This is a genomic window from Rhizobium sp. Rhizsp42, from assembly GCF_047304155.1.
Taxonomy (GTDB): domain Bacteria; phylum Pseudomonadota; class Alphaproteobacteria; order Rhizobiales; family Rhizobiaceae; genus Rhizobium.
Genome location: NZ_JBGLYS010000038.1, coordinates 32,226 through 50,889 on the forward strand (window position 1 = coordinate 32,226; position 18,664 = coordinate 50,889).

Genomic DNA, 18,664 nt, shown 5'->3' on the forward strand with positions numbered 1-18,664 from the left:
GGGCGCCTGGACTGCGAGAGGGAGCCTCGGCGGGCTCCGTTCCTCCAAAATGGGGCCCGCACCCATTCGCGAATGCGGGACCCTCCATGACGGGATTAAAGCGCGCCGGCGTCCTTGAGGATGTTGGTCGCCTTGTCGGCCGCGGCGTCGAGAGCCTCCTTGGAGGTCTTGTCGCCGAGGATCGCCGACTGCAGTTCCGGATAGACCGCGTTGGAGATCTCGATCCATTCAGGCGTGCGTGGGACCGGGAAGGCATGTTTCATGGCTTCCTGGAAGGCGCCAAGAGCTTCCTTCTTGTAAGGGTCGCTCGCGGCCTGTTGAATATCCCACTCCCAGACCGCCTTGCGGGTCGGCAAGGTCCCCGTCGCGGCCTCGATCTTCTGGGAATCCTCGTTGGTGAGGAACCAGACGAGCGACGCGGCCGCGTCCTTGTGCCCGCAGGCTTCGGTGACCGAGAAGCCGTGGTGACCGGACCAACCAGTCCGCTTGCCGGACGAGCCGGCGGGCTGAACGATGACGCCGACATTGCCGGCGATCTTGGAGTTCTTCGGATCGTTGAAGTAGGAGGCCCAGCCGGGCCAGTCGAGATCAAGAGCGACGGTACCCGACGCGAAGCCGGCACCGAGGTCATCCCAGAGGTAATTGGTGGTTCCGACCGGCACCGCCTTGGCCTTGTACATGTTCACGAACCAGTCGAGGGCGCGTACACCGGCTTCGGAGTTGAAGGTCGGCTTTCCGTCCTTGTCGAGGTATTCACCGCCCTCGGCGACCAGCATTTCGAAGAAGCGACCATTGATCGCCTCTTCCTTGCCGGGGAACTGCGTGCCGAAGAAGTTCGGCGGATTGGAGAAGAAGATTGCCTGATCGGACACCTGCTTCCAGGTATCCGGCGGGGCCAGGTCGTAGCCGTATTTTTCCTTGAAGGCCTTCTTCTTGGCTTCGTCGGTGTAGAGGCTCTTCTGGTAGTACATCGCCGACACATCGAACTGCGCGCGCGGCAGCATGACCAGCTTGTCATCGATCGTTGACGCCGAGATCGTGGAATCGACGAACTCGGCGATTTCCTCGGCGGGAAGAAGCGGCTTCAAGTCGGTATAGAGGCCCTCATAGATAGGCGCGAAGGACGAGTGGTTCGAGCCAACGCACCACTTGATGTCGCCCGAGGCCAGGTCCGATTTCATCTCCTTGTCGAGCTCGAAGTAGTTCTTCTTCGACAGCACATTGACCTTGGCGCCGGTCGCCTTCTCCCATTCGGCGATGCGCGCGTAGAGCGGCTCATACTGCTGGCCGCCGATCAGCTTGGCATCGATCGTCACGCCTTCGAACTTGCCCGGCAAATCGGCGGCATTGGCAACCGACGCAAGCAGCGAAATCCCAGCCGCGAGGCTGGCAACCAACTTTCTCATATTCCTCTCCTCCACAACGACGATCCCTCCAGGAAAGTCGACTCCTCACATATGAGTTTTATTTTCATATACAAACGGCAATAAAGCGCTAGCGTCAAGTGGAACTTTCCCTTCTCGAAACCGCGATCTGCGTATATGCAAATCTTATTCATAGGAGACCGTACATGGAAAACGATGACGCAGACCGTTACCGCGCACCGGCGCTCGACAAGGGTCTCGACATTTTGGAACTATTGGCGAGCGTCGAGGACGGTCTGTCACAGACGGAAATCGCCAAACGGCTCGACCGCAGCGCGAACGAATTTTATCGCATGCTCGATCGACTGGTGCGTCGCGGCTATGTCGCCAAGCTCGAGGGCGACCGCTTCGCGCTGACGCTCAAGCTCTTTGGCCTTTCACAGTTGCATGCACCGACCAGGCGTCTCGCCTCGTTTGCGACGCCCCTCATGCGTGAGCTCGCCCAAAAGACCCGCCAGGCCAACCATCTCGCGGTCTTCGATCGCGGTAACGCCGTTGTCATCGCGCAGCAGGAAGCGCCTGACTATTGGGGGATCTCGATCAGGGTCGGCTCGCATGTGAACCTCTTCGACACCGGCTCCGGCCATGTGCTTCTGGCGTTCAGGGATAAAGACGAGCGCGAGCTGATGATCTCCGAGCACGTGCGAAGCCGTGACGACATCGATCTGTCCGAGGATTTTTATGAGCGCCTCGACCAGATACGAACGCAGGGTTACGAGATGATGCCGAGCGCCCAGACGGCGGGTGTCTACAACCTCTCCGCGCCCGTGCTCGGGGCCGATGGGACATGCATGGCGGCGCTCACCTGCCCCTATATCGCATTGGTCAACGCGCCCGGGGCCCCGGATATCACGCGCACGATCGCGCACCTGCAAAAAACCGCCAAGCAGCTCTCTATCCTGGTCGGATCAGACGAGATCGCGAAATCGCGGCCGTCTTCATAAATGAATCTTTTATTCTGAGTTGGGCAGGCGCGACCGCGCGCGCATTGAAGCCCATCCGTATTGATCGCTAATGATCCGCGGTCAGGGAAGCAAGGAGGAGAAATCAGGCGGACCTGCGGTTCGGGCTCAGCCTAATCATTCCAATCGCGGTAGTGACGGCGATCCCAATCGCGCGCCCGCCGATCGGCTTCACGATGATAGCGGTCCCGATAGTATTGACGCTCGGCGCGCTCAGGGTTTTTGGTGCATCGCCACGGCTCGCGGTGGCAGACGTTCGCGTCACCGCCAAGCAAGCTGTCCTGCCCCTTGCCGTTCACATCAAAGGCGAATGCGGGAGCGGCGATCAGCAACGACAGGCCGAAGGCCGCAATATGGTTCTTCATCAAACACATCTTTCATCCGCGTTGCTAAGTGGGCGTGTTCACTCACTCGCCCCGCATCACCGGAATAACTGGTTTCGAGACCAACTGTTCCACTGCAGGCAACAGCCAGCCTCGCATCGAGAGTGCGACCGCGTCTGCGGAACTGCCGAGAGGCACGGACTTGGCGCGCGGAGTGCAGGCGCGAACGATCAGATTGTCTTGCTGACGTGGCGTTCACGCCCATAGACCGAAACCAGCGCGACGATGATGACACCGAGCGCTGCCTGCACCGCTGACGGTTGGAAGCCTAGACCGATGAGAAGCGTGTTGATTTCCGTCAGCACCAATGCCCCGGCGATTGTTCCGAGATAGCTCCCCTGCCCGCCGATCAATGCCGCACCACCGACCACCACGGCCGCGATCGTCTGGAAAAGATAGGGCTGGCCTACATCGCCGTAGGCCGACCCCGTAAATCCGAGCAACAAGACGCCGGTCACCGCCGAAAACAAGGCACTGATCGCAAAGGTCACGGCCCACATGCCGACAGGATTGATCAAGGCCAGCGGCGCGGCGCCAGGGTTGCTGCCAAGGGCGTAAAGCCTGCGGCCATACGGCGTGCGAGCCAGCATCAACGCGACGATCGCGGCGAGGACGGCCACGCACGGGACCACCCACGGCAAAGGCAACGGCCCAGCACTTCCCCCGATCGAGACGAAGTCAGAAATCGCCCGCGGCGCCGACCCCGACGGAAAGCCGGCTGTCCAAAACAAGACAGCACCCTGGACCACCATGCCAGTTCCGAGCGTCACGATCAGCGGATGGATGTTCAGACTACGGGATACATAGCCGTTGAATGCGCCAATCAGTAAGGCGATCAGCGCGACGATCAGGCAGACGATCGCGAAATTCCATTGCTGCCCATAGAGTTGGGCCGCCACCACGTTGGCGAAGCCAATCACGAAGGGTATCGACAGATCGATGCCGCCAAGGATGACGACAAGGGTCTGGCCGATGCAGGCGATCGCCAGCAGCGATGCGAGCACAAGCAGCGCGCGGATGGCGAAAGGCTGCGAATAACCGGGAATGAGGATCGTGCCGATCACGTGCAGCAGGATGACGATCGCAAAGGCGCCGATTGCCCGGCCAGTCGTCCCCCTCAAGAGTTTGGTCGTCATCATCGGGCGCGCGCTCCCTTGGCGCTCTTTTCCTGAAGCGCGGTCAGCACGACGGCGGCAACCAGGATCGCGCCATATGCGATCTGAAGGACGTAGGTTGAGACATTGAAGGCGGTCAGCGCGCTTTGCAGCAAGAAGATATCGATCGCACCGATCGCCGCTCCCGCAAGGCCGCCGCGCCCACCGGCAAGACTGACGCCGCCAAGAGCGACCGATGCGATGGCGATCAAGGTATAACTGGCGCCAATATTCGGGTCCGCCGACCCGATCAGTGCCGTCAGCATCAGGCCAGCGATCGCGGCGAAGAGACCGGTGATCAGGTAGGCAATGAACCGAACTTTCGTGACCGGCACCCCGGCGGTATAGGCGGCGCGATCGTCGCTGCCAACCGCCATCAACAGGTCGTAGTAAGGAAGCTTCTTGATAAGCAGCCAGCAAAGCGCAACGGATGCAAGGGGCAGGATCGACCAGCTCGCCGACATTGCCTTCAACCAACCAGGGGCTGGACCGACAGGCGACGGCACGATTGTCAGCGTCACCCCGCCGAGCACCAGATAGGTGCCAAGCGTCGCGACGATGGGCTGGATGCGCACGACGGTCGCCAGAAAGCCGTTGATGGCGCCGATCGCAAGGCCCGCGAGGAGTGCCGCGGGTATCACGACGGCGGGCGATGATATGCCCAAGGTGAGAAAGAGCACCTGGATGACGATCGCGTTGACGAAACCCATGGCCGGTCCAACGGAAATGTCGATACCGCCTCGCCCGGCGAGGATCACGGGCGCCGATGCCAGCGAAGCGCCGATCAGCGGCGCCGCGAGCCCGATCAGCGTTCCCCAATTGGCTGGAGCAAAGCGGGTCGGATTGAGGATCAGGTTCAATGCGAGCAGCAGAACGAAGAGAACGCCCGCGAAACCGGCGTTCCTGACGAGATCGGCAAGACCAAAAAAGCGGGCGCCCATATCAAGCGGCCTTTCCAAACATGGCCGAGATAACGTTCCCGGCCGTCATTTCAGCACCGGCCATCTCGGCCGAGATTTCATGCTCGCGAAACACCAGCAATCGACCACAAAGAAGGAGGATTTCCTCTATCTCACTCGACAGGATCACCAACGTCATGCCGTCCGCCGCGAGCTCACGAAAGACGCCGTAGAGCACGTGGCGGGTGGCGACATCGACACCGCGCGTCGGGTCATTCAGGAGGAGCACGTCGGGGCGAAGCGCCAGGGCTCGCGCGAGAAGTACCTTCTGCTGATTGCCGCCTGACAGCGTGGTGATCGGGGCGTCGAGATCCGGAACCTTGATCGAAAGCTTCTGGCGATAGGTCTCAAAGCGCTCGCGACGCCTGGCCGCTGTAATCAGCCCGGCAGTCGTGTCCTTCCAGACGGTCGCGATCGCGAAATTGTCGAGCACGGACATGGATGGGAAGATCCCGGTCGCCCGCCGATCGCGGGGCAAATAGGCTATCCCGTTGGCGACGGCCTGGCGAAAACCTCGCAGCGGCCTGCCTTGGCCTTGGCGCGAGACGGAGACCTGTCCACTTGCCGGCGTCACGAGACCGGCGAGTGCCTCCAGGAATATCTGCTGCCCATGGCCGTCCAGTCCCGCGAGACCGACGATTTCGCCAGCCTTGAACGTCTGAACTATTGGCCGGGCGCCGTCTTTCAGGGTGAGATTGTCGACAGTCAACCGGAAATCAAACATGGCTCAACTCCTCGGCGATGCGTGGGGCCATCGCGGCGAGAAGTTCTTCCGATGAGGAGATGCCGGCCTCCTCGGTGCGAACGACACGCCCGCCCCTGAGGATCGATATCCTGTCGGAGAGCGCCTTGACCTCGTCCATCCTGTGAGTGATGAAGATCAGCAGGCTTCCGGCATCAGCCATTTCTCGCATCAGGCGAAAGACGGATTGGCGGTCGCCAAAATCAAGGGCGGCCGTCACCTCGTCGAGAATCAGGACGCGTGGGCGCCGCACGACGGCGCGCGCGAGGACGACGAGCTGCTGGGCGGCAAGAGGAAGCGATCCGGCCGGCGCGTCGAGCGGAATGTCCGTGATGGCAAAGCGGCTGAGCGCGTTGGCGGCGGTCTCGCGCCGGCTGTCGCGCGCCACGCCGCGCGTCCACAAGCCGTCGAGTCCGAGCAGGATATTGTCGGTCACGTTTCGATCAGGCGCGATCAGGATTTCCTGAAACACAGTGGCGAAACCCGCGCGTTGGAAGCCGGCTGGGTTACTGGCGGCGAAGCGCGCACCGTCGAGCCTGACGACGCCTTCATCCTGGGCAACGATGCCCGAGAGGATCTTGACGAGCGTGCTCTTGCCCGAGCCGTTTTCGCCGAGGATCGTATGTATGGTTCCGGCACGAAACGAGACCGTCGCGTCCGACAGGGCGACAGTCTCTCCGTATCGTTTTGATAGGCCTTCGATTTCTAGCATGTATCCGATCCGGGGTGGCCGCGATCATGGACCGCGGCCCGTCAATCTTACTTGGCGCAGGCGTCGGGCGTCTTGGCGTAGTCCCATCCCGGCGTTGGCTTGGCGCCATCGAAATAGGCGTTGAGCAGATCCTCCGGCATTGGATCCGTCGGCGGCACCGGGAAGATCGACACCGCATCGGGCGTCATGCAGTCCTTGTACCAGTTGGGCAGATCGGCATTGTGGACGGCCGGGATGGGGATCATGAGCGTGTTCAGCTTCGGCTTTTGCCCGTCCAGCATGCGCACGCCCACTCTAAAGAGTGTCTGCGCGGTCCAATGTGGCAACAATGCATGGCCCTCGAACTTGTACTTGTCGGGGTTGGCCTTCCAGTATCCGAGCGCGTCGCCGGTCAAGGATCCGGTGATGAGTGGTGCGGGGCGGCCGGCTTGCGCGAATGCCTCGGCGACGACGCGGCTTTCGCTGCCCGTCGTCCACACAGCATCGACCGGCGCCGGATTGGTGGCAATCGCCTGGAGCACGACCGTCTTCGTGACGTTTGCCGTCCAGTTGCCGTTCACCGAGCGAGCAACCTTCAGGTTCTTGTTCTCGGCGAGAGCCTTGTCGGCGCCCTGACGTTCCTGAGCGACGATCGGATGACCGGCGATCCCCTCCACCATCAGCACGCTACCGCCTTTCGGAAGCGCCTGATTGATGGCTGTCACCATGTCATAGCCCCAGCGGGCATAGTTGGAATCGACATTGATCGCGTTTTGGCTTGTCACCGAGCCGGCCGCGGTCACGAAGGGGATTTTTGCCGCGGCCGCCGCGTCCACCGCGTCGTCGAGCGCGGTCGCGGAGCCCGGGATCGAGGTGATGATCGAGCAACCCTTGTCGACGAAGGCGCGGATCTGGTTGATCTGCTGGCTGACGTCGTTGTTGGAATCGGAGACCTCGAAGGTGGAGACGCTGCCGTCGGCGATCAACCCGTCGACGAGCCGCTTCAGCTCCTTGGTGACGGTGACGCGCCAGGGATTTCCCTGGTAGGATTCCGAATGGCACCATTTCCAAGGCTTGGCCGGTGGCGTCCAATTGCCCCAGGCCGATGGGCCCACCTTTTGTGGCGCGCCCTCATATTGTGCCTTCAAAAGGTCGGGCAGGCCCGACACGACGGTGCTGACATCGTCTTGCGCCATGGCTGGCACGCCCAAAGCCGCCAGGCTCGCGCCCGCCAGCAAACCGCAGATGCTCTTTCTCATTTCACTCCTCCATATGGCGCCTGGTTCCTCCCGCGCCCAATTTCAAAAGCTATTGGCAAACATGCTATTGATATCGGCGACCACCCGCGGTGCCGCTTCTCCATCCTTGAGGCCCTTATTGATGCGGTCGGATGCCGGCTGCTGAAACGCCATGTAGCCGTTGTGCCGCGGCCGCACCCAGGCGCCATCAAGGGTGGCGCGGGTCGCGCGATAAAACTCCGAAGCGTTCCGGTTGACGTCATCGTCCTCCCAGGCGGCGGAATGACCGGGTTGCCCACCGGCCTTGGCATACAGTCCGCGCTGGATTGGGCCGCTCGCGATCCAATAGGCGAAATCGATTGCCTCTTTCGGGTTCCTGGAGAAGGCCGAAACCGCGATACCGGTGCCCCCGAGCGCCGAGCCGATGGGGCCATGGCTGCCCGCGACGGGGATATCGGCAAACCGCACCAGCCGGTCGCGGAAGCCCGCGATCGAATAGCTGACATATCCATAGATAAGGGGCGCGCAGACGATGCGGCTGTCGGCCGAGGACATCTCCTCGAAAACAGCGATCGGGTCCATCTCGAAACAGGCGGGATCGACGAGCGATGCGATCTCGCGCATCATCTCGAAGGTCTGGGCTCCAGCGTCAGGTTCAATCAAGTGACCAGGCTCGACGCGACAGGCATCTCCTCGGTTGGCGGAAAGCGTGTAAAACGTCATCAGCGTGTGCGGAGGGCGAAGCGGCAGCAAGACCCGCCCTTCCCTTGCGAGCGAGATGACCTCCGCCCAGGTGGTGGCGGGCTTGGCCAATTCGTCCGGCCGGTATGCCTGTACCTGCGTCGCCGCGTCGATCGGAAAGCCCCACTGGCGGCCATCGGCATTGTAGCTCGGGTAGGACGCACCGACGCTGCCCGCCGCGAGCGCTTTCCGCTCATCGGCGCGCTCCGTCACATCAAGTGGCAGCAGGCATTTCTCATGGGTGATCTGTCCGACATGTGGATGATCGATGACGATCAGGTCGTAGGCGCGCGCCAACTCTTCGACAGGATATGCCTCGAAGTCCTGCAGGGACCGCTTTTCCCAGTGTACGGCAATGCCTGTTTCCGCGTGAAACAGTTCAGAGCAGGCGACCATGGGATCGTAGCCACGCGGATGGCTCCATGTCATGCCCTTCAACGTCACCTTGCTCATAGTCCAAACTCCTCGCGGATCGCCGCGCTATGCTCGCCGATGCGGGGCGCCGCGCGATCGAATTTCGGGCGGGCACCATCGACACGAAGGGGCGAGCGCGTGGTGAGGATCGATACGTCATCGTCACGGGTGACGGTCTGCAGCATGTCGAGGGACTTGAAGCCGTCGCTTTCCATGAGCTCGTGCCAGTTCAAGACCTTGGCGCACCAGATATCGGCCGGCTCCAGGATGGCCAGCCATTCGTCGATCGTGCGGGTCGCGATCTTATTGGCGATAAGCTCCTTGATCCGGTCACGATCACGGAACCAGCTTGTGGGATCGTCGCGATAGGGATCGAGCTCAGGCATGTCGAGGAGATCGGCGAGCTTGGGTATCGGGGTCATGGCGATCGAGAGGTAGCCGTCGCTGGTGGCATAGACGCCGTAGGGCGCGGAAAGATAAGCGTGGGCGCTGCGAAAATTGGATCGCCTTGGCAGACGCTTGCCATCGTTGAGATGGGTGGTCAGCACCTCGAACTGGAAGTCGACCAGTGCCTCCATCAAGCTTGTCTCGACGAGACTTCCCTTGCCCGTCACGCCCCGGCGCACGAGTGCCGCCAAAATGCCCTGACAGGCGGCGGCGCCCGCCAACATGTCGCCAATCGCCAGGCCGAAGGGAACGGGACCCTGATCCTCGTCGCCATTGAGCCACATGACGCCGGAGCGTGACTGCGCAAGCAGATCCTGGCCTGGTCGCCTGACCCACGGACCCTCGTCGCCATATCCACTGATCGATGCGTAGACGAGACGCGGGTTGAGCGCCTTGACCGCTTCGTAGTGAAGACCGAGCCGCTCGATGACGCCAGGTCGGAAATTCTGGATAACCACATCCGCGCTCTGAAGCAATGTCCTTAATGCCTTCAGATCACTCTCGTTTTTAAGGTCAATCGCCAGGCTTTCCTTTGCGCGGTTGATGGCGTGGAAGATCGTCGAGTCACCGCCGATTTCGGTGTCGCTGAGATAAAGACGCCGCGACAGGTCACCGCCATCGGGACGCTCGATCTTGATCACCCGGGCGCCAAGATCCATCAGCCGGAGCGAACAGTATGGGCCTGACAGGAACTGGCTCATGTCGACGACCACGAGGCCGCTGAGGGGGAGATCATTCGATTGCGTCATCGCAGATTACTTTTCCGTCTTGCCGGCGAAATCGGCCGGGTTCTTGTACTTCACGGTTTGGAGGTGCTCGCAGTAGAGAACGAGTTCGCCCTCGCCCTTGAAGACTTCATAGCTTGCCCTGATCAGGCCGAGTTCCTGGTAGCGAGGGCGTTTGTCGAGGTTGGTACGGATCGTGTAGATCGTGTCGCCGATGAAGACCGGCTTGATGAAGCGCAGCCTGTCATAGCCATATGAAAAGGCATTGACGCAGTTGGTCGCGACCAGGCCAAGCCCAGCGGAAAAGACGAAGGCGCCGGCGACCAGGCGCCGACCGAACACGCCGTCGCTTTCAGCAAACCTCTGATCCTGGACGTAGGGATGAATGTCGGTCACTAGCACATTGAAGAGATGGCTATCGCTCTCGCCAATCGTGCGGCGCAACGAGCGGATCTTCTGTCCCTCGGGCCAGTCCTCGTAAAACCAGTTCTCGGCGTTCCATACCGGCAGATCGGCATGCTCATGCGGCATGTCGGATGGATGCGTTGACGAAATCCCGACGGTCGGCTCCTGGCCCACAACGATGCCCTCCCCGGCAACGAAATTTCTTATGTGAATATCACTTTCACATATGCATCACCTTTGCAAGTCCATTCGATTATGCCATCTAGGAGACGAAGCATGGACGGAACGGGAGGCCGGATATGAGTGACGCCTATTTTCTTTTCATCGGATCCTGTAACCGCAAGACGCCCTACTTCGCGTCGGCCAACGGCGCGGGCGTGAGCATCTATCGGTTCGACGAGGAGAGGCTGGAGGCAACGAAAGTCACCGAATATTCCGACATCGACAATCCGACTTACTTATCCGTGAGCGCGGACGGAAAGGCGGTCTACGCCAATTCCGAGATCTTTGGCTGGAGGGAAGGCCTTGTCACCGCGCTGTCGTTCGAGAGCAAGTCCGGCGCCCTTGGTTATCTGAACATGCAGCCATCTCGCGGCAGCATCACGGCTCATAATGTGGTCTCGCGCGACGGCAAAAACCTGATGGTCGCGAACTACGGCATGGGTGACGGAGGGCCCGACCAATCCCTGGTGGTATTTCCATTCACTGGCGAAGATGGCCTTTATCCACCTAGCGCATCCATACGTCAGATCGGCCAAGGACCCGACACTGCCCGGCAGGAACGCAGCCACGCCCACAGTGTCGTGGAGATCAGCGACAATGTGTTCGTGGTGGCGGATCTCGGCTGCGACACACTGACAAGCTATCGATTGGAGGGCGATCAACTCCACCGTCTTTCGCAAACCCAGTGTGGGGCCGGCGCCGGACCCCGACACACGGCTCTCCACCCGAACGGGCGTTTTCTGTATGTGCTGAATGAACTTAACTCGACTTGCTCAAGTTTTGCCGTGGATGCCCGATCAGGGGCGCTGACACCGATCAGCTCGACGAAAGCGCTTCAGGATACGGGCGGAAACCATTGTTCCGACATCCAGATCTCGTCTGACGGGCGTTTTCTTTACGGTGGGAATCGTGGGCATGACAGCATTTCGGTGTTCAAGACGCTCGACAATGGCGAAGTCGAACTCCTCTCAAGCATCCCCTGCGGCGGCAAGACACCGCGCAACCTTGCGCTTTCCCCTTCTGGTCGTCATCTGTTTTGCGCCAATCAAGATTCCGACCGGATTTCGGTATTCGAACGAAATGCCGAAACCGGGCAACTGCGCGATACCGGGGCCTACATAGAAGCCGGCACGCCAACCTGCATCAAGACATCGGCGGCCTGACTTGGATTATAGTCACGCTTAATCACGACACACATCCCAAACCCAGATGCGCTGATTGAATAGGTCACGGGGATATGCTCAGTGCCGAACCCGGCGACCAAACCGAAGCAGTCCGCGTCGCAGAGCTTTAGCTCCTTGCCTTTGACATGGGCATGCGCCTCATCCTTAAAGGCGCCGCGTGCCTGAACTCCGTACCAAGGCCGAGTTCGGGCGTGACGCACGCTTTCCTCGTGCACGGCCCGGTCTAGCCAACATGGCGCTTGGACAGCCCTCCGACATCCCTTGCCTCCTCGCGGACAATTTAAACGGGGCCATTCTCAAAATTCATGCCTAAAGGTTGCATTAGGTCTTGATTGTGTTTGCACGTTTAGGTAGGCACGCCCTACGAATTGAAATGGCAGATCAGCATAAGAATGAACTTACTCTACAAGTGCCTCGATTTTTTCAGTGCATCGAAGTCAAAGTACCGAAATCACCTTGTCCCCTTCCCAACCCAAGCCGACAGAGCCTTGCCCCAAGCGGTGGCGGGCACGATCGTGGCGTTTTACACGAAGGATTCCCTGTATGAGTTCGAAGCGAGACGAATGGTGTCGTGGGCAAGGCGCCTTGGTCTCTCAGTCGAGACGACTGCTGTCGACAGTACCGGCAGCTGGGTCCGAAACGCATCTCTGAAAGCGGCATTTCTTCTCGAGGCTCGTCGGCAGCATCGCGGACCGCTCCTCTATGTCGACGTTGATGCCGTCTTCCACCGCAACCCTTCGCCACGGCTATCGCGCTATGAGTGCGACATCGCGCTATACCGGGAGAACGGCCGATTGCTCTCGGGGACGATACTATTGAACGACACTCCCCAGACGCTCCACCTCTTGGAAGAGTGGAAGAAAAGGTCCGACACCAACCCCGAAATCTGGGACCAAGTCGTTCTTCAGGAGATCCTTGATCAGGATCAGGCTCTTGAGACCGGTGTCTACAGCGCTGAGAGCCTTCCTGCTACTTTCTGCTGGATCTTCGACCGCCTTTCAAACGTTAGGGACGACCACGTCTTTATTGAGCATCTCCAAGCAAGCCGACAAGCAAAGGTTACGGAGAAACGAGGACGGAACAAGAGCCTGGAGCGTCGAGCGGCGCGGGTCGAGACCATCGAAAAAATACTCGCCGTCGAAGACGCTGGCTAAGCCAGTTGCCTTTCGGCCCTACGCTTTCAACGTCAAGGAGGCATGCTGAAGCCTCCAACAGTCCGGACAGATCTTATGTTTGCAAATTTTACAGCTGAGGACGGGAACAGCGCTGTTGCTGTCCGCATCAATCCGGAGTACGTCGCCTCGGTCCTGGAAATACAATCTGATCGAACGAAAATCACGCTGTCCGGCGGCACGGATCATATCGTGGCACATCCACTCGACGTTGTCGTGCGTCGCCTGCAGGAAGCTCTGGGACCGGTCGCGATATAGAGCGGGGCTTAAGCCCTGGTATCAGAAAACGCGCTCTGATCGATGCTAGAGTAGCCGAGCTAGTCCGGCGTGCTAGCGTGACGTCGGCCTTCACACTAATGTACGTCCGGCGCATCTCCTTGTTGCGACAAAGTTCTCTTTCCTGGATGCTCTGTCGCAAGGAAAGCGGCTCACGCCGCCTCCCCTTCGTCGCTTTCCTCGATGGTGATGCGGGGCTGCAGGTGAGGCAGGTAGTCAACGGCGCGCTGCGCATGGGCCGCGGCTTGAAAGATGGCGCGCTGGTCGCCACGAAGCACGTGCAGCCATCCGTCGATGTAGCTTGCATGGTCGGGTCTCGGTTCGAGCTCGGGCGCGATGCCGAGATCGGCGCAGAGAAACGCACTGCCAAGTTCGGCGATAAGCTCTTCACGGGCACGTTCCGTGCGGTCCTTGCCGTAGCGGGATAGATCGCGGTCCAGACGAGCGGGCGTCGAGGTCCAGTGCGTCATTTCGTGGCTGAGGACGGCAACATAGCTAGCCACATCGACGAAACTATCGAGAAGCAGCATCTGAATGTAGTCTTTGGCGGCCGCGTATTAGGCCGCCCGCCATGGCAAGAGGCGCTTACTTTTCCATGTCCCAGCCTACGAGTGGAACGGCGTGTAATCGTTCTCATTGAAACTCGAGTAACACACCCCGTAAGCCCTGACGATGAGGGTGGAAGACAGACTGCGCAGCCCGGCTGTCATGACAAGGTTGAACATTATCTGCCGCGCTAATCCCCACGCCCTGGTGGCCAGCCAATCCAGGATAACAGAACACTACAATTTTGAGCGCAGCCTTGAGAGCGCAGTAGTCATTTCGCTCGCATGCGTGGTTAGCGGCGGTGTTCGTGGTTGAGTCTTTTTTGTCCGCCCCTCGCTCAAAAGCGGCTTTCAAGCAACTATTGATAAACAAAGCTTGGCCTTTGGGGTACAAATAGGTGTTTTCGTTTTGGAGCTTTACGGGATCAGGAACTAAAAGAAACCCTTAGGATTACTCCGTGGGCAGGCTGGAGGAATACATGTTCGATAACAACCGCTCGAACCGAAGCATTTTTGCGAGGACGACTGGCAAGGTCGATTTCGTAACTTGGATGGCTGCGGCAACTATCATCGCCATCAGCACGATCTCATGTGTTGCATTCCAGCTTGGTTTCCTCCATGGCTAGCTAAGACTGACAGCAAGCACGCAATCTGCCTTCTGCCAGAAGTATCCGAACCACTGGCTTACCTGCTCTGAATTTCACGCTGCGCTAATACTCGCGTGCGGTAGCACTTGTGACCAACAATCTTCGTGACGTGTATTCACACTAGCCCTTGATGACCATCAATACAAAGGTTTTCGCCACTTATCATGTGGGACACCCCGTCGCCGCAGCGTCTTCAATACGGCGCTACTCATGGGCTGATGATAAACAGGCCGCTCTCTCGCGAGCAAGAATGCAAACTGAGCGGGAATCGGATTAATGTGTCAGATACCCAGAAGACCTGAAGTGTCCTTCGTGTCTTGAACCCTTCGTTCGAGTGCTGTCCGGTTTCTAAGTTGCGAGCGATGTAATGTGGTATGGAAACTGGCTTGATCTACAAAATCACGTTCGCACTCGTAGTGCTTGCTTTGGCCGGCATATCTTTGTTCGAGACGGGTCCTGCGGCTGTCTCGTCTGGGTGGCCTGAGATACATACACCAAAGACATCTCGGATTAATTCAGCAACCCGCGCACCCTGAGTGATGTGAGACAATATCTTCGATTCTGGTAGAACAGAAACAAAGGCCGGGGCCAGACAAGCCAGCGCCTGGATTAGGTCACCCTCGCCGCACCATCGATTTCGCGATCTCGACGATATCATCTCGCGACGCCGTTGGATCCTCCTTAGACCAGGCAATGCCAAGCCCGATCTTGAAGTCGATCCCCCTCACCTTCTTGAGCACGAAGCTGCGGTTGGGTATGTCGGTCGTCCACTCCGGTGCAAAGCCGATGCCAAGCCCGGCAGAGACGAGAGAGACCAGCGAGTAGGTGTCATCGCAGCTATAGGCGACGTTCTTCGTCAGATCTTACTCCTCGAACTTCTCATTGAAGTACCGCTCCGTGAAGGAGAGGTTCTGCCGGTTGAAGGCAATGATTTTCTGATCGCGTAGGTCTTCGATGGAGATCTCATTGAGCGTAGCCAGAGGATTGGTCTCGGCAACAGCCAGCAGATAGCGTTCATGGGCAACGGAGAAGAAACGCAGTGAGCCGATATTCTCGACCGGCCTGATGAAGCCAAGGTTGAGCTGTCCGGTCTCCAGTCCGCGGATGATGTCTCCAGTGTTTCCCGAGGCGATATGGATGCGGACATCGGGAAACTTGCGGGCGATCTTGCCGAGGAACAGGGGTAACATGCCCATGGTGGCAGGATAGACGGTACCGATCTTGATCTGGCGAATACGACTGCCGCCTGCGGCGCGTGTCAGCTCGGTCGTCAACTCCATCTCGCTGAGGATGCGAACAGCACGATCGTAGAAGGTCTCGCCTGCCCTCGTCAGCTCGACCCGACGAGTGGAGCGAATGAACAACGGACAGCCAAGCTCCCGTTCCAGCGCCATGACATGATTGCTGAGCGCTGGCTGGGCGATGTTCATCTTGATCGCAGCCCGACCGAAGTGAAGCTCCTCGGCGACGGCTCGGAAAAGAGAGAGCTGGCGTAACTCCATAGAAAGTATCGATCCTCAGCAGATTATCTGAATTTAAGATACCTGAAATTCAGATATAAGTGAAGACCCCATCGGTGTTGATGGGAGGCGACGGTGGCCAAGACACTTGGATCTGAGAAGCATAAAGCGCTAATCTCGCTCCTTATTAAGAAGCGGGAAGCAGCGGGATTGACCCAAGCACAACTCGCGGACACTCTAGGGGAGTATCAATCTTTCGTTGCACGACTGGAAAGTGGACAACGTAGGGTCGATGTGATCGAGTTTTTGGAACTAGCCAAAATTCTTTCGTTCGATCCGTTTTCTGTGCTGCGCGACCTATCGCAAAGCTGATGTTTTAGCTGCCAAGTCCTCAGCGCAATGCCATGATGGGGTATTATCTCACTACCCATCCCTCACCAGCGCTACTGCATTCCACTCTGCGCTCATTGATACCAATCTTTGCCGAGGGCTTATTCAGAATGAAATTTGGGACAAGCGGGCTTCGAGGGCTTTCCGAGGATCTGAAGGGCCGGGCATCGGCGCTCTATGCGACGGCCTTCGGCCGCTATCTCCTCGAAAGCGGCCGGGCGAAGGCGGGAGACCCGATCCTCGTCGGCCGCGACTTTCGCCAATCCAGCCCTGAGATATCAGCCGACTGCATCAAGGCGCTCGGCAAGCTCGGCTTTACGATGATCGATTGCGGTACGGTCCCGACACCGGCGCTGGCGCTTTACGGCCTGCATCACGGCGCCGCCTCGCTGATGATCACCGGCTCGCACATCCCGGCCGACCGCAACGGCATCAAGTTCTATCGGCCGGATGGTGAGATCGACAAGGCCGACGAGGCCGCGATCACGGCAGCGGCAGCCGATCTCGACCGCACCGGCTTCGCATGGCCGCTGAGCAACGTTCGGGCCGAAGATCGGTCGGCCGAGTGTCTCGCTCTCTTCACGAAGCGCAACGCCAGCCTGTTGCCCGCCAATGCGCTCGCGGGCCTAAAAGTCGGCGTCTACCAGCACAGCACCGTCGCCCGCGATCTCATGGTCGACCTGCTCGAGCACTTCGGCGCAGAGGTCAAGGCGTTCGCGCGCTCCGAACACTTCATTCCCGTCGATACCGAAGCCGTCTCGGAAGAGACCATCGCACTGCTGAAGCAGGCGGCAACCAACCACGGCCTCGACGCCATCGTGTCGGCCGATGGCGATGGCGACCGGCCGCTGGTCACCGATGAGACCGGCACGCCGCTGCGCGGCGACCTGCTTGGCCTGATCGCCGCCAACTTTCTCGGCGCCAATGCCGTGGTGTCACCGGTCACCTCCAATTCCGGCATCGAAGCATCAGGATCGTTCAGCGTCATCCGCACCCGCGTCGGATCGCCCTTCGTGATATCAGGCATGCAGGAGGCGCTGGCATCGGGCAAGACCGGCGTCGTCGGCTTCGAGGCCAATGGCGGCACGTTGGTGGCGAGCGATTTCAATCTCAACGGCACGACGCTTCTGGCCCTGCCGACCCGCGATTGCTTCCTGCCTGTTCTGGCGACGCTGGCGCAGGCGGCGGCAAACAAGCGCCCGCTGTCTTCAATCGCATCCGGCTACGCACTCCTCTTCGCCGCAGCCGACCGACTTGAGAACTTCCCGGTCGAGACAAGTGCCAAGCTGATGGCGCATCTGCGTGCAAGCCCAGCCAATCTTTCCGACTTCCTGCAGCCGATCGGCGAAGTCGACAGCACCAGCGACATCGACGGCCTGCGCGTGACGCTTGCCGACAAGCGCATCATCCACTTCCGCCCATCGGGCAATGCGCCGGAAATGCGCTGCTACGTGGAAGCGGAGACGGAGAGCGCGGCCACCGACCTTCTTGCAGCCGGTCTCGGGCGCATCCGCACCTGGGCAAACGCAAACTGATCAACGATTAAAGACCATTCGAGGACACATCCAGATGACGCAGAAGATCGTTCCGGTAATCATGGCAGGTGGCAAGGGCACGCGCCTGTGGCCGCTGTCGCGCGCCGCCGCCCCCAAGCAGTTCATCCGCTTCATCGGCGATACCACGCTGTTTCAGGACACGTTGCTGCGCGTCTCCGACAAGGCGCTCTATGAGCCAGCGATCGTCATCACCAACGAGGAGTTCCGCTTCCTCGTCGCCGAGCAGGCCCGCGAGCTCGATCTGACACTGTCGAGCATCCTTCTGGAGCCGATGGCCCGCAACACGGCCGCCGCCGTTGCCGCCGCCGGCGCGCTGGTGCGCGACCGCTTCGGCGAGAGCGCGATCATGCATGTGCTGGCTTCGGACCACGAGATCGATGCAGACCAGGTCTATTTCGACGCCGTACGCGCCGCGATCGCCGCCGCATCCGCGGGTAAGCTCGTCACCTTCGGCATCAAGCCGACGGAACCCGCAACCGGCTACGGCTATATCGAGGGCGGCGAGGCGCTGCCGAGCGGCGCGCTGACGGTCAAGCGCTTCATCGAGAAGCCGCCGCTTGAAAAAGCCGAGGAGATGCTGGCATCCGGCGGCTTCTACTGGAACTCCGGCATGTTCATGTTTCCGGTCGCCAAGCTGCTCAGCGAAATGACCACGTTTGCCCCCGATGTCCTCAAGGCCGCCGGCGAAGCCGTCATCAAGGGCGTCAAGGATCTGGACTTCATCCGCCTCGACAAGGCGGCCTTCGCCGAAAGCCCGGATATCTCGATCGACTACGCGGTGATGGAGAAGACCAGGAACGCGGCCGTCGTTCCCTCGCCCTTCCAATGGTCGGATCTCGGCAGCTGGGATGCGATCTGGAAGAGCGGCAATCCTGACGAAAAGGGCAATGTCGCCGCCGAAAACACCACTGTCGTCAACACCCGCAA

At 59.8% G+C, this 18,664-nt stretch carries 17 protein-coding genes and 2 pseudogenes; 7 read left to right on the forward strand and 12 right to left on the reverse strand.

What is annotated here, in order from left to right; all coding sequences use genetic code 11:
- Nucleotides 1-95: 95 nt before the first annotated feature.
- Entirely contained in the window at nucleotides 96-1,406 is a 1,311-nt protein-coding gene (locus tag ACCD05_RS26460) for a sugar ABC transporter substrate-binding protein (RefSeq protein WP_413396464.1), read from the reverse strand.
- Between the two features lie 164 nt (nucleotides 1,407-1,570).
- On the opposite strand from ACCD05_RS26460, the gene ACCD05_RS26465 reads away from it, so the two are divergent.
- The gene (locus ACCD05_RS26465) at nucleotides 1,571-2,368 is read left to right on the forward strand and encodes an IclR family transcriptional regulator (protein ID WP_413396466.1); all 798 of its coding nucleotides are present in this window, start codon (nucleotides 1,571-1,573) and stop codon (nucleotides 2,366-2,368) included.
- A gap of 131 nt (nucleotides 2,369-2,499) precedes the next feature.
- On the opposite strand, the gene ACCD05_RS26470 is transcribed toward ACCD05_RS26465, so the two are convergent.
- The 9 genes from ACCD05_RS26470 to ACCD05_RS26510 form a co-directional block, all read right to left on the reverse strand.
- Entirely contained in the window at nucleotides 2,500-2,754 is a 255-nt protein-coding gene (locus tag ACCD05_RS26470) for a hypothetical protein (protein WP_162724568.1), read from the reverse strand.
- 185 nt (nucleotides 2,755-2,939) lie between these two features.
- Nucleotides 2,940-3,908, reverse strand: coding sequence for an ABC transporter permease (locus ACCD05_RS26475; RefSeq protein WP_413396468.1), 969 nt, complete (start codon nucleotides 3,906-3,908; stop codon nucleotides 2,940-2,942).
- Nucleotides 3,905-4,864, reverse strand: a complete 960-nt coding sequence (locus ACCD05_RS26480; protein ID WP_413396470.1) for an ABC transporter permease — start codon at nucleotides 4,862-4,864, stop codon at nucleotides 3,905-3,907. Before ACCD05_RS26480 ends, ACCD05_RS26475 begins: the two co-directional genes overlap by 4 nt.
- Before the next feature lies 1 nt (nucleotide 4,865).
- Nucleotides 4,866-5,606: an ATP-binding cassette domain-containing protein gene (locus ACCD05_RS26485; RefSeq protein WP_413396472.1), complete on the reverse strand. Its 741-nt coding sequence runs from the start codon at nucleotides 5,604-5,606 to the stop codon at nucleotides 4,866-4,868.
- Complete coding sequence (locus ACCD05_RS26490; protein WP_413396474.1) at nucleotides 5,599-6,336, reverse strand: ATP-binding cassette domain-containing protein; 738 nt, start codon at nucleotides 6,334-6,336, stop codon at nucleotides 5,599-5,601. Before ACCD05_RS26490 ends, ACCD05_RS26485 begins: the two co-directional genes overlap by 8 nt.
- A 47-nt stretch (nucleotides 6,337-6,383) precedes the next feature.
- On the reverse strand, nucleotides 6,384-7,574 hold the full coding sequence (locus ACCD05_RS26495) for a substrate-binding domain-containing protein (RefSeq protein WP_413396476.1): 1,191 nt from the start codon (nucleotides 7,572-7,574) through the stop codon (nucleotides 6,384-6,386).
- A gap of 42 nt (nucleotides 7,575-7,616) precedes the next feature.
- Nucleotides 7,617-8,747 carry an extracellular solute-binding protein gene (locus ACCD05_RS26500; RefSeq protein ID WP_413396478.1) on the reverse strand — a complete coding sequence of 377 codons (1,131 nt, stop codon included), beginning with the start codon at nucleotides 8,745-8,747 and terminating at the stop codon, nucleotides 7,617-7,619.
- Nucleotides 8,744-9,904 (reverse strand): CaiB/BaiF CoA transferase family protein, encoded by a 1,161-nt coding sequence (locus tag ACCD05_RS26505; RefSeq protein WP_413396480.1) that lies wholly within the window; start codon nucleotides 9,902-9,904, stop codon nucleotides 8,744-8,746. Before ACCD05_RS26505 ends, ACCD05_RS26500 begins: the two co-directional genes overlap by 4 nt.
- Before the next feature lie 6 nt (nucleotides 9,905-9,910).
- Nucleotides 9,911-10,411, reverse strand: a complete 501-nt coding sequence (locus tag ACCD05_RS26510; protein WP_413396496.1) for a MaoC family dehydratase — start codon at nucleotides 10,409-10,411, stop codon at nucleotides 9,911-9,913.
- A gap of 173 nt (nucleotides 10,412-10,584) precedes the next feature.
- Between ACCD05_RS26510 and ACCD05_RS26515 the strand changes: the two genes are divergently transcribed.
- Both ACCD05_RS26515 and ACCD05_RS26520 read left to right on the forward strand, forming a co-directional pair.
- The gene (locus ACCD05_RS26515) at nucleotides 10,585-11,670 is read left to right on the forward strand and encodes a lactonase family protein (protein ID WP_413396482.1); all 1,086 of its coding nucleotides are present in this window, start codon (nucleotides 10,585-10,587) and stop codon (nucleotides 11,668-11,670) included.
- Between the two features lie 413 nt (nucleotides 11,671-12,083).
- Nucleotides 12,084-12,845 (forward strand): putative nucleotide-diphospho-sugar transferase, encoded by a 762-nt coding sequence (locus tag ACCD05_RS26520; protein WP_413396484.1) that lies wholly within the window; start codon nucleotides 12,084-12,086, stop codon nucleotides 12,843-12,845.
- Nucleotides 12,846-13,291: 446 nt separating this feature from the next.
- Here ACCD05_RS26520 and ACCD05_RS26525 read toward each other — a convergent pair.
- A pseudogene (locus tag ACCD05_RS26525) lies at nucleotides 13,292-13,696 on the reverse strand (zincin-like metallopeptidase domain-containing protein); the annotation flags it as partial.
- Nucleotides 13,697-14,163: 467 nt separating this feature from the next.
- Between ACCD05_RS26525 and ACCD05_RS26530 the strand changes: the two are divergent.
- Nucleotides 14,164-14,310 (forward strand): hypothetical protein, encoded by a 147-nt coding sequence (locus tag ACCD05_RS26530; RefSeq protein ID WP_413396486.1) that lies wholly within the window; start codon nucleotides 14,164-14,166, stop codon nucleotides 14,308-14,310.
- 635 nt (nucleotides 14,311-14,945) lie between these two features.
- Here the strand turns inward: ACCD05_RS26530 and ACCD05_RS26535 are convergent.
- Nucleotides 14,946-15,833: pseudogene (locus ACCD05_RS26535) on the reverse strand (LysR family transcriptional regulator).
- A gap of 93 nt (nucleotides 15,834-15,926) precedes the next feature.
- On the opposite strand from ACCD05_RS26535, the gene ACCD05_RS26540 reads away from it, so the two are divergent.
- From ACCD05_RS26540 to ACCD05_RS26550, 3 genes are all read left to right on the forward strand, one after another.
- Entirely contained in the window at nucleotides 15,927-16,163 is a 237-nt protein-coding gene (locus ACCD05_RS26540) for a helix-turn-helix domain-containing protein (RefSeq protein WP_413396488.1), read from the forward strand.
- A gap of 128 nt (nucleotides 16,164-16,291) precedes the next feature.
- The gene (locus ACCD05_RS26545) at nucleotides 16,292-17,716 is read left to right on the forward strand and encodes a phosphomannomutase (protein ID WP_413396490.1); all 1,425 of its coding nucleotides are present in this window, start codon (nucleotides 16,292-16,294) and stop codon (nucleotides 17,714-17,716) included.
- 34 nt (nucleotides 17,717-17,750) lie between these two features.
- Nucleotides 17,751-18,664, forward strand: a 914-nt coding sequence (locus tag ACCD05_RS26550; protein ID WP_413396492.1) for a mannose-1-phosphate guanylyltransferase/mannose-6-phosphate isomerase, incomplete at its 3' end; no start/stop codon positions are given.

Excerpts from the sequence above, each read along its gene's own strand:
- ACCD05_RS26460 (WP_413396464.1), bottom strand. The coding sequence starts at position 1,406 with ATGAGAAAGTTGGTTGCCAGCCTCGCGGCTGGGATTTCGCTGCTTGCG.
- ACCD05_RS26465 (WP_413396466.1), top strand. The coding sequence starts at position 1,571 with ATGGAAAACGATGACGCAGACCGTTACCGCGCACCGGCGCTCGACAAG.
- ACCD05_RS26475 (WP_413396468.1), bottom strand. The coding sequence starts at position 3,908 with ATGATGACGACCAAACTCTTGAGGGGGACGACTGGCCGGGCAATCGGC.
- ACCD05_RS26480 (WP_413396470.1), bottom strand. The coding sequence starts at position 4,864 with ATGGGCGCCCGCTTTTTTGGTCTTGCCGATCTCGTCAGGAACGCCGGT.
- ACCD05_RS26485 (WP_413396472.1), bottom strand. The coding sequence starts at position 5,606 with ATGTTTGATTTCCGGTTGACTGTCGACAATCTCACCCTGAAAGACGGC.
- ACCD05_RS26490 (WP_413396474.1), bottom strand. The coding sequence starts at position 6,336 with ATGCTAGAAATCGAAGGCCTATCAAAACGATACGGAGAGACTGTCGCC.
- ACCD05_RS26495 (WP_413396476.1), bottom strand. The coding sequence starts at position 7,574 with ATGAGAAAGAGCATCTGCGGTTTGCTGGCGGGCGCGAGCCTGGCGGCT.
- ACCD05_RS26500 (WP_413396478.1), bottom strand. The coding sequence starts at position 8,747 with ATGAGCAAGGTGACGTTGAAGGGCATGACATGGAGCCATCCGCGTGGC.
- ACCD05_RS26505 (WP_413396480.1), bottom strand. The coding sequence starts at position 9,904 with ATGACGCAATCGAATGATCTCCCCCTCAGCGGCCTCGTGGTCGTCGAC.
- ACCD05_RS26510 (WP_413396496.1), bottom strand. The coding sequence starts at position 10,411 with ATGCCGCATGAGCATGCCGATCTGCCGGTATGGAACGCCGAGAACTGG.
- ACCD05_RS26515 (WP_413396482.1), top strand. The coding sequence starts at position 10,585 with ATGAGTGACGCCTATTTTCTTTTCATCGGATCCTGTAACCGCAAGACG.
- ACCD05_RS26520 (WP_413396484.1), top strand. The coding sequence starts at position 12,084 with ATGAACTTACTCTACAAGTGCCTCGATTTTTTCAGTGCATCGAAGTCA.
- ACCD05_RS26530 (WP_413396486.1), top strand. The coding sequence starts at position 14,164 with ATGTTCGATAACAACCGCTCGAACCGAAGCATTTTTGCGAGGACGACT.
- ACCD05_RS26545 (WP_413396490.1), top strand. The coding sequence starts at position 16,292 with ATGAAATTTGGGACAAGCGGGCTTCGAGGGCTTTCCGAGGATCTGAAG.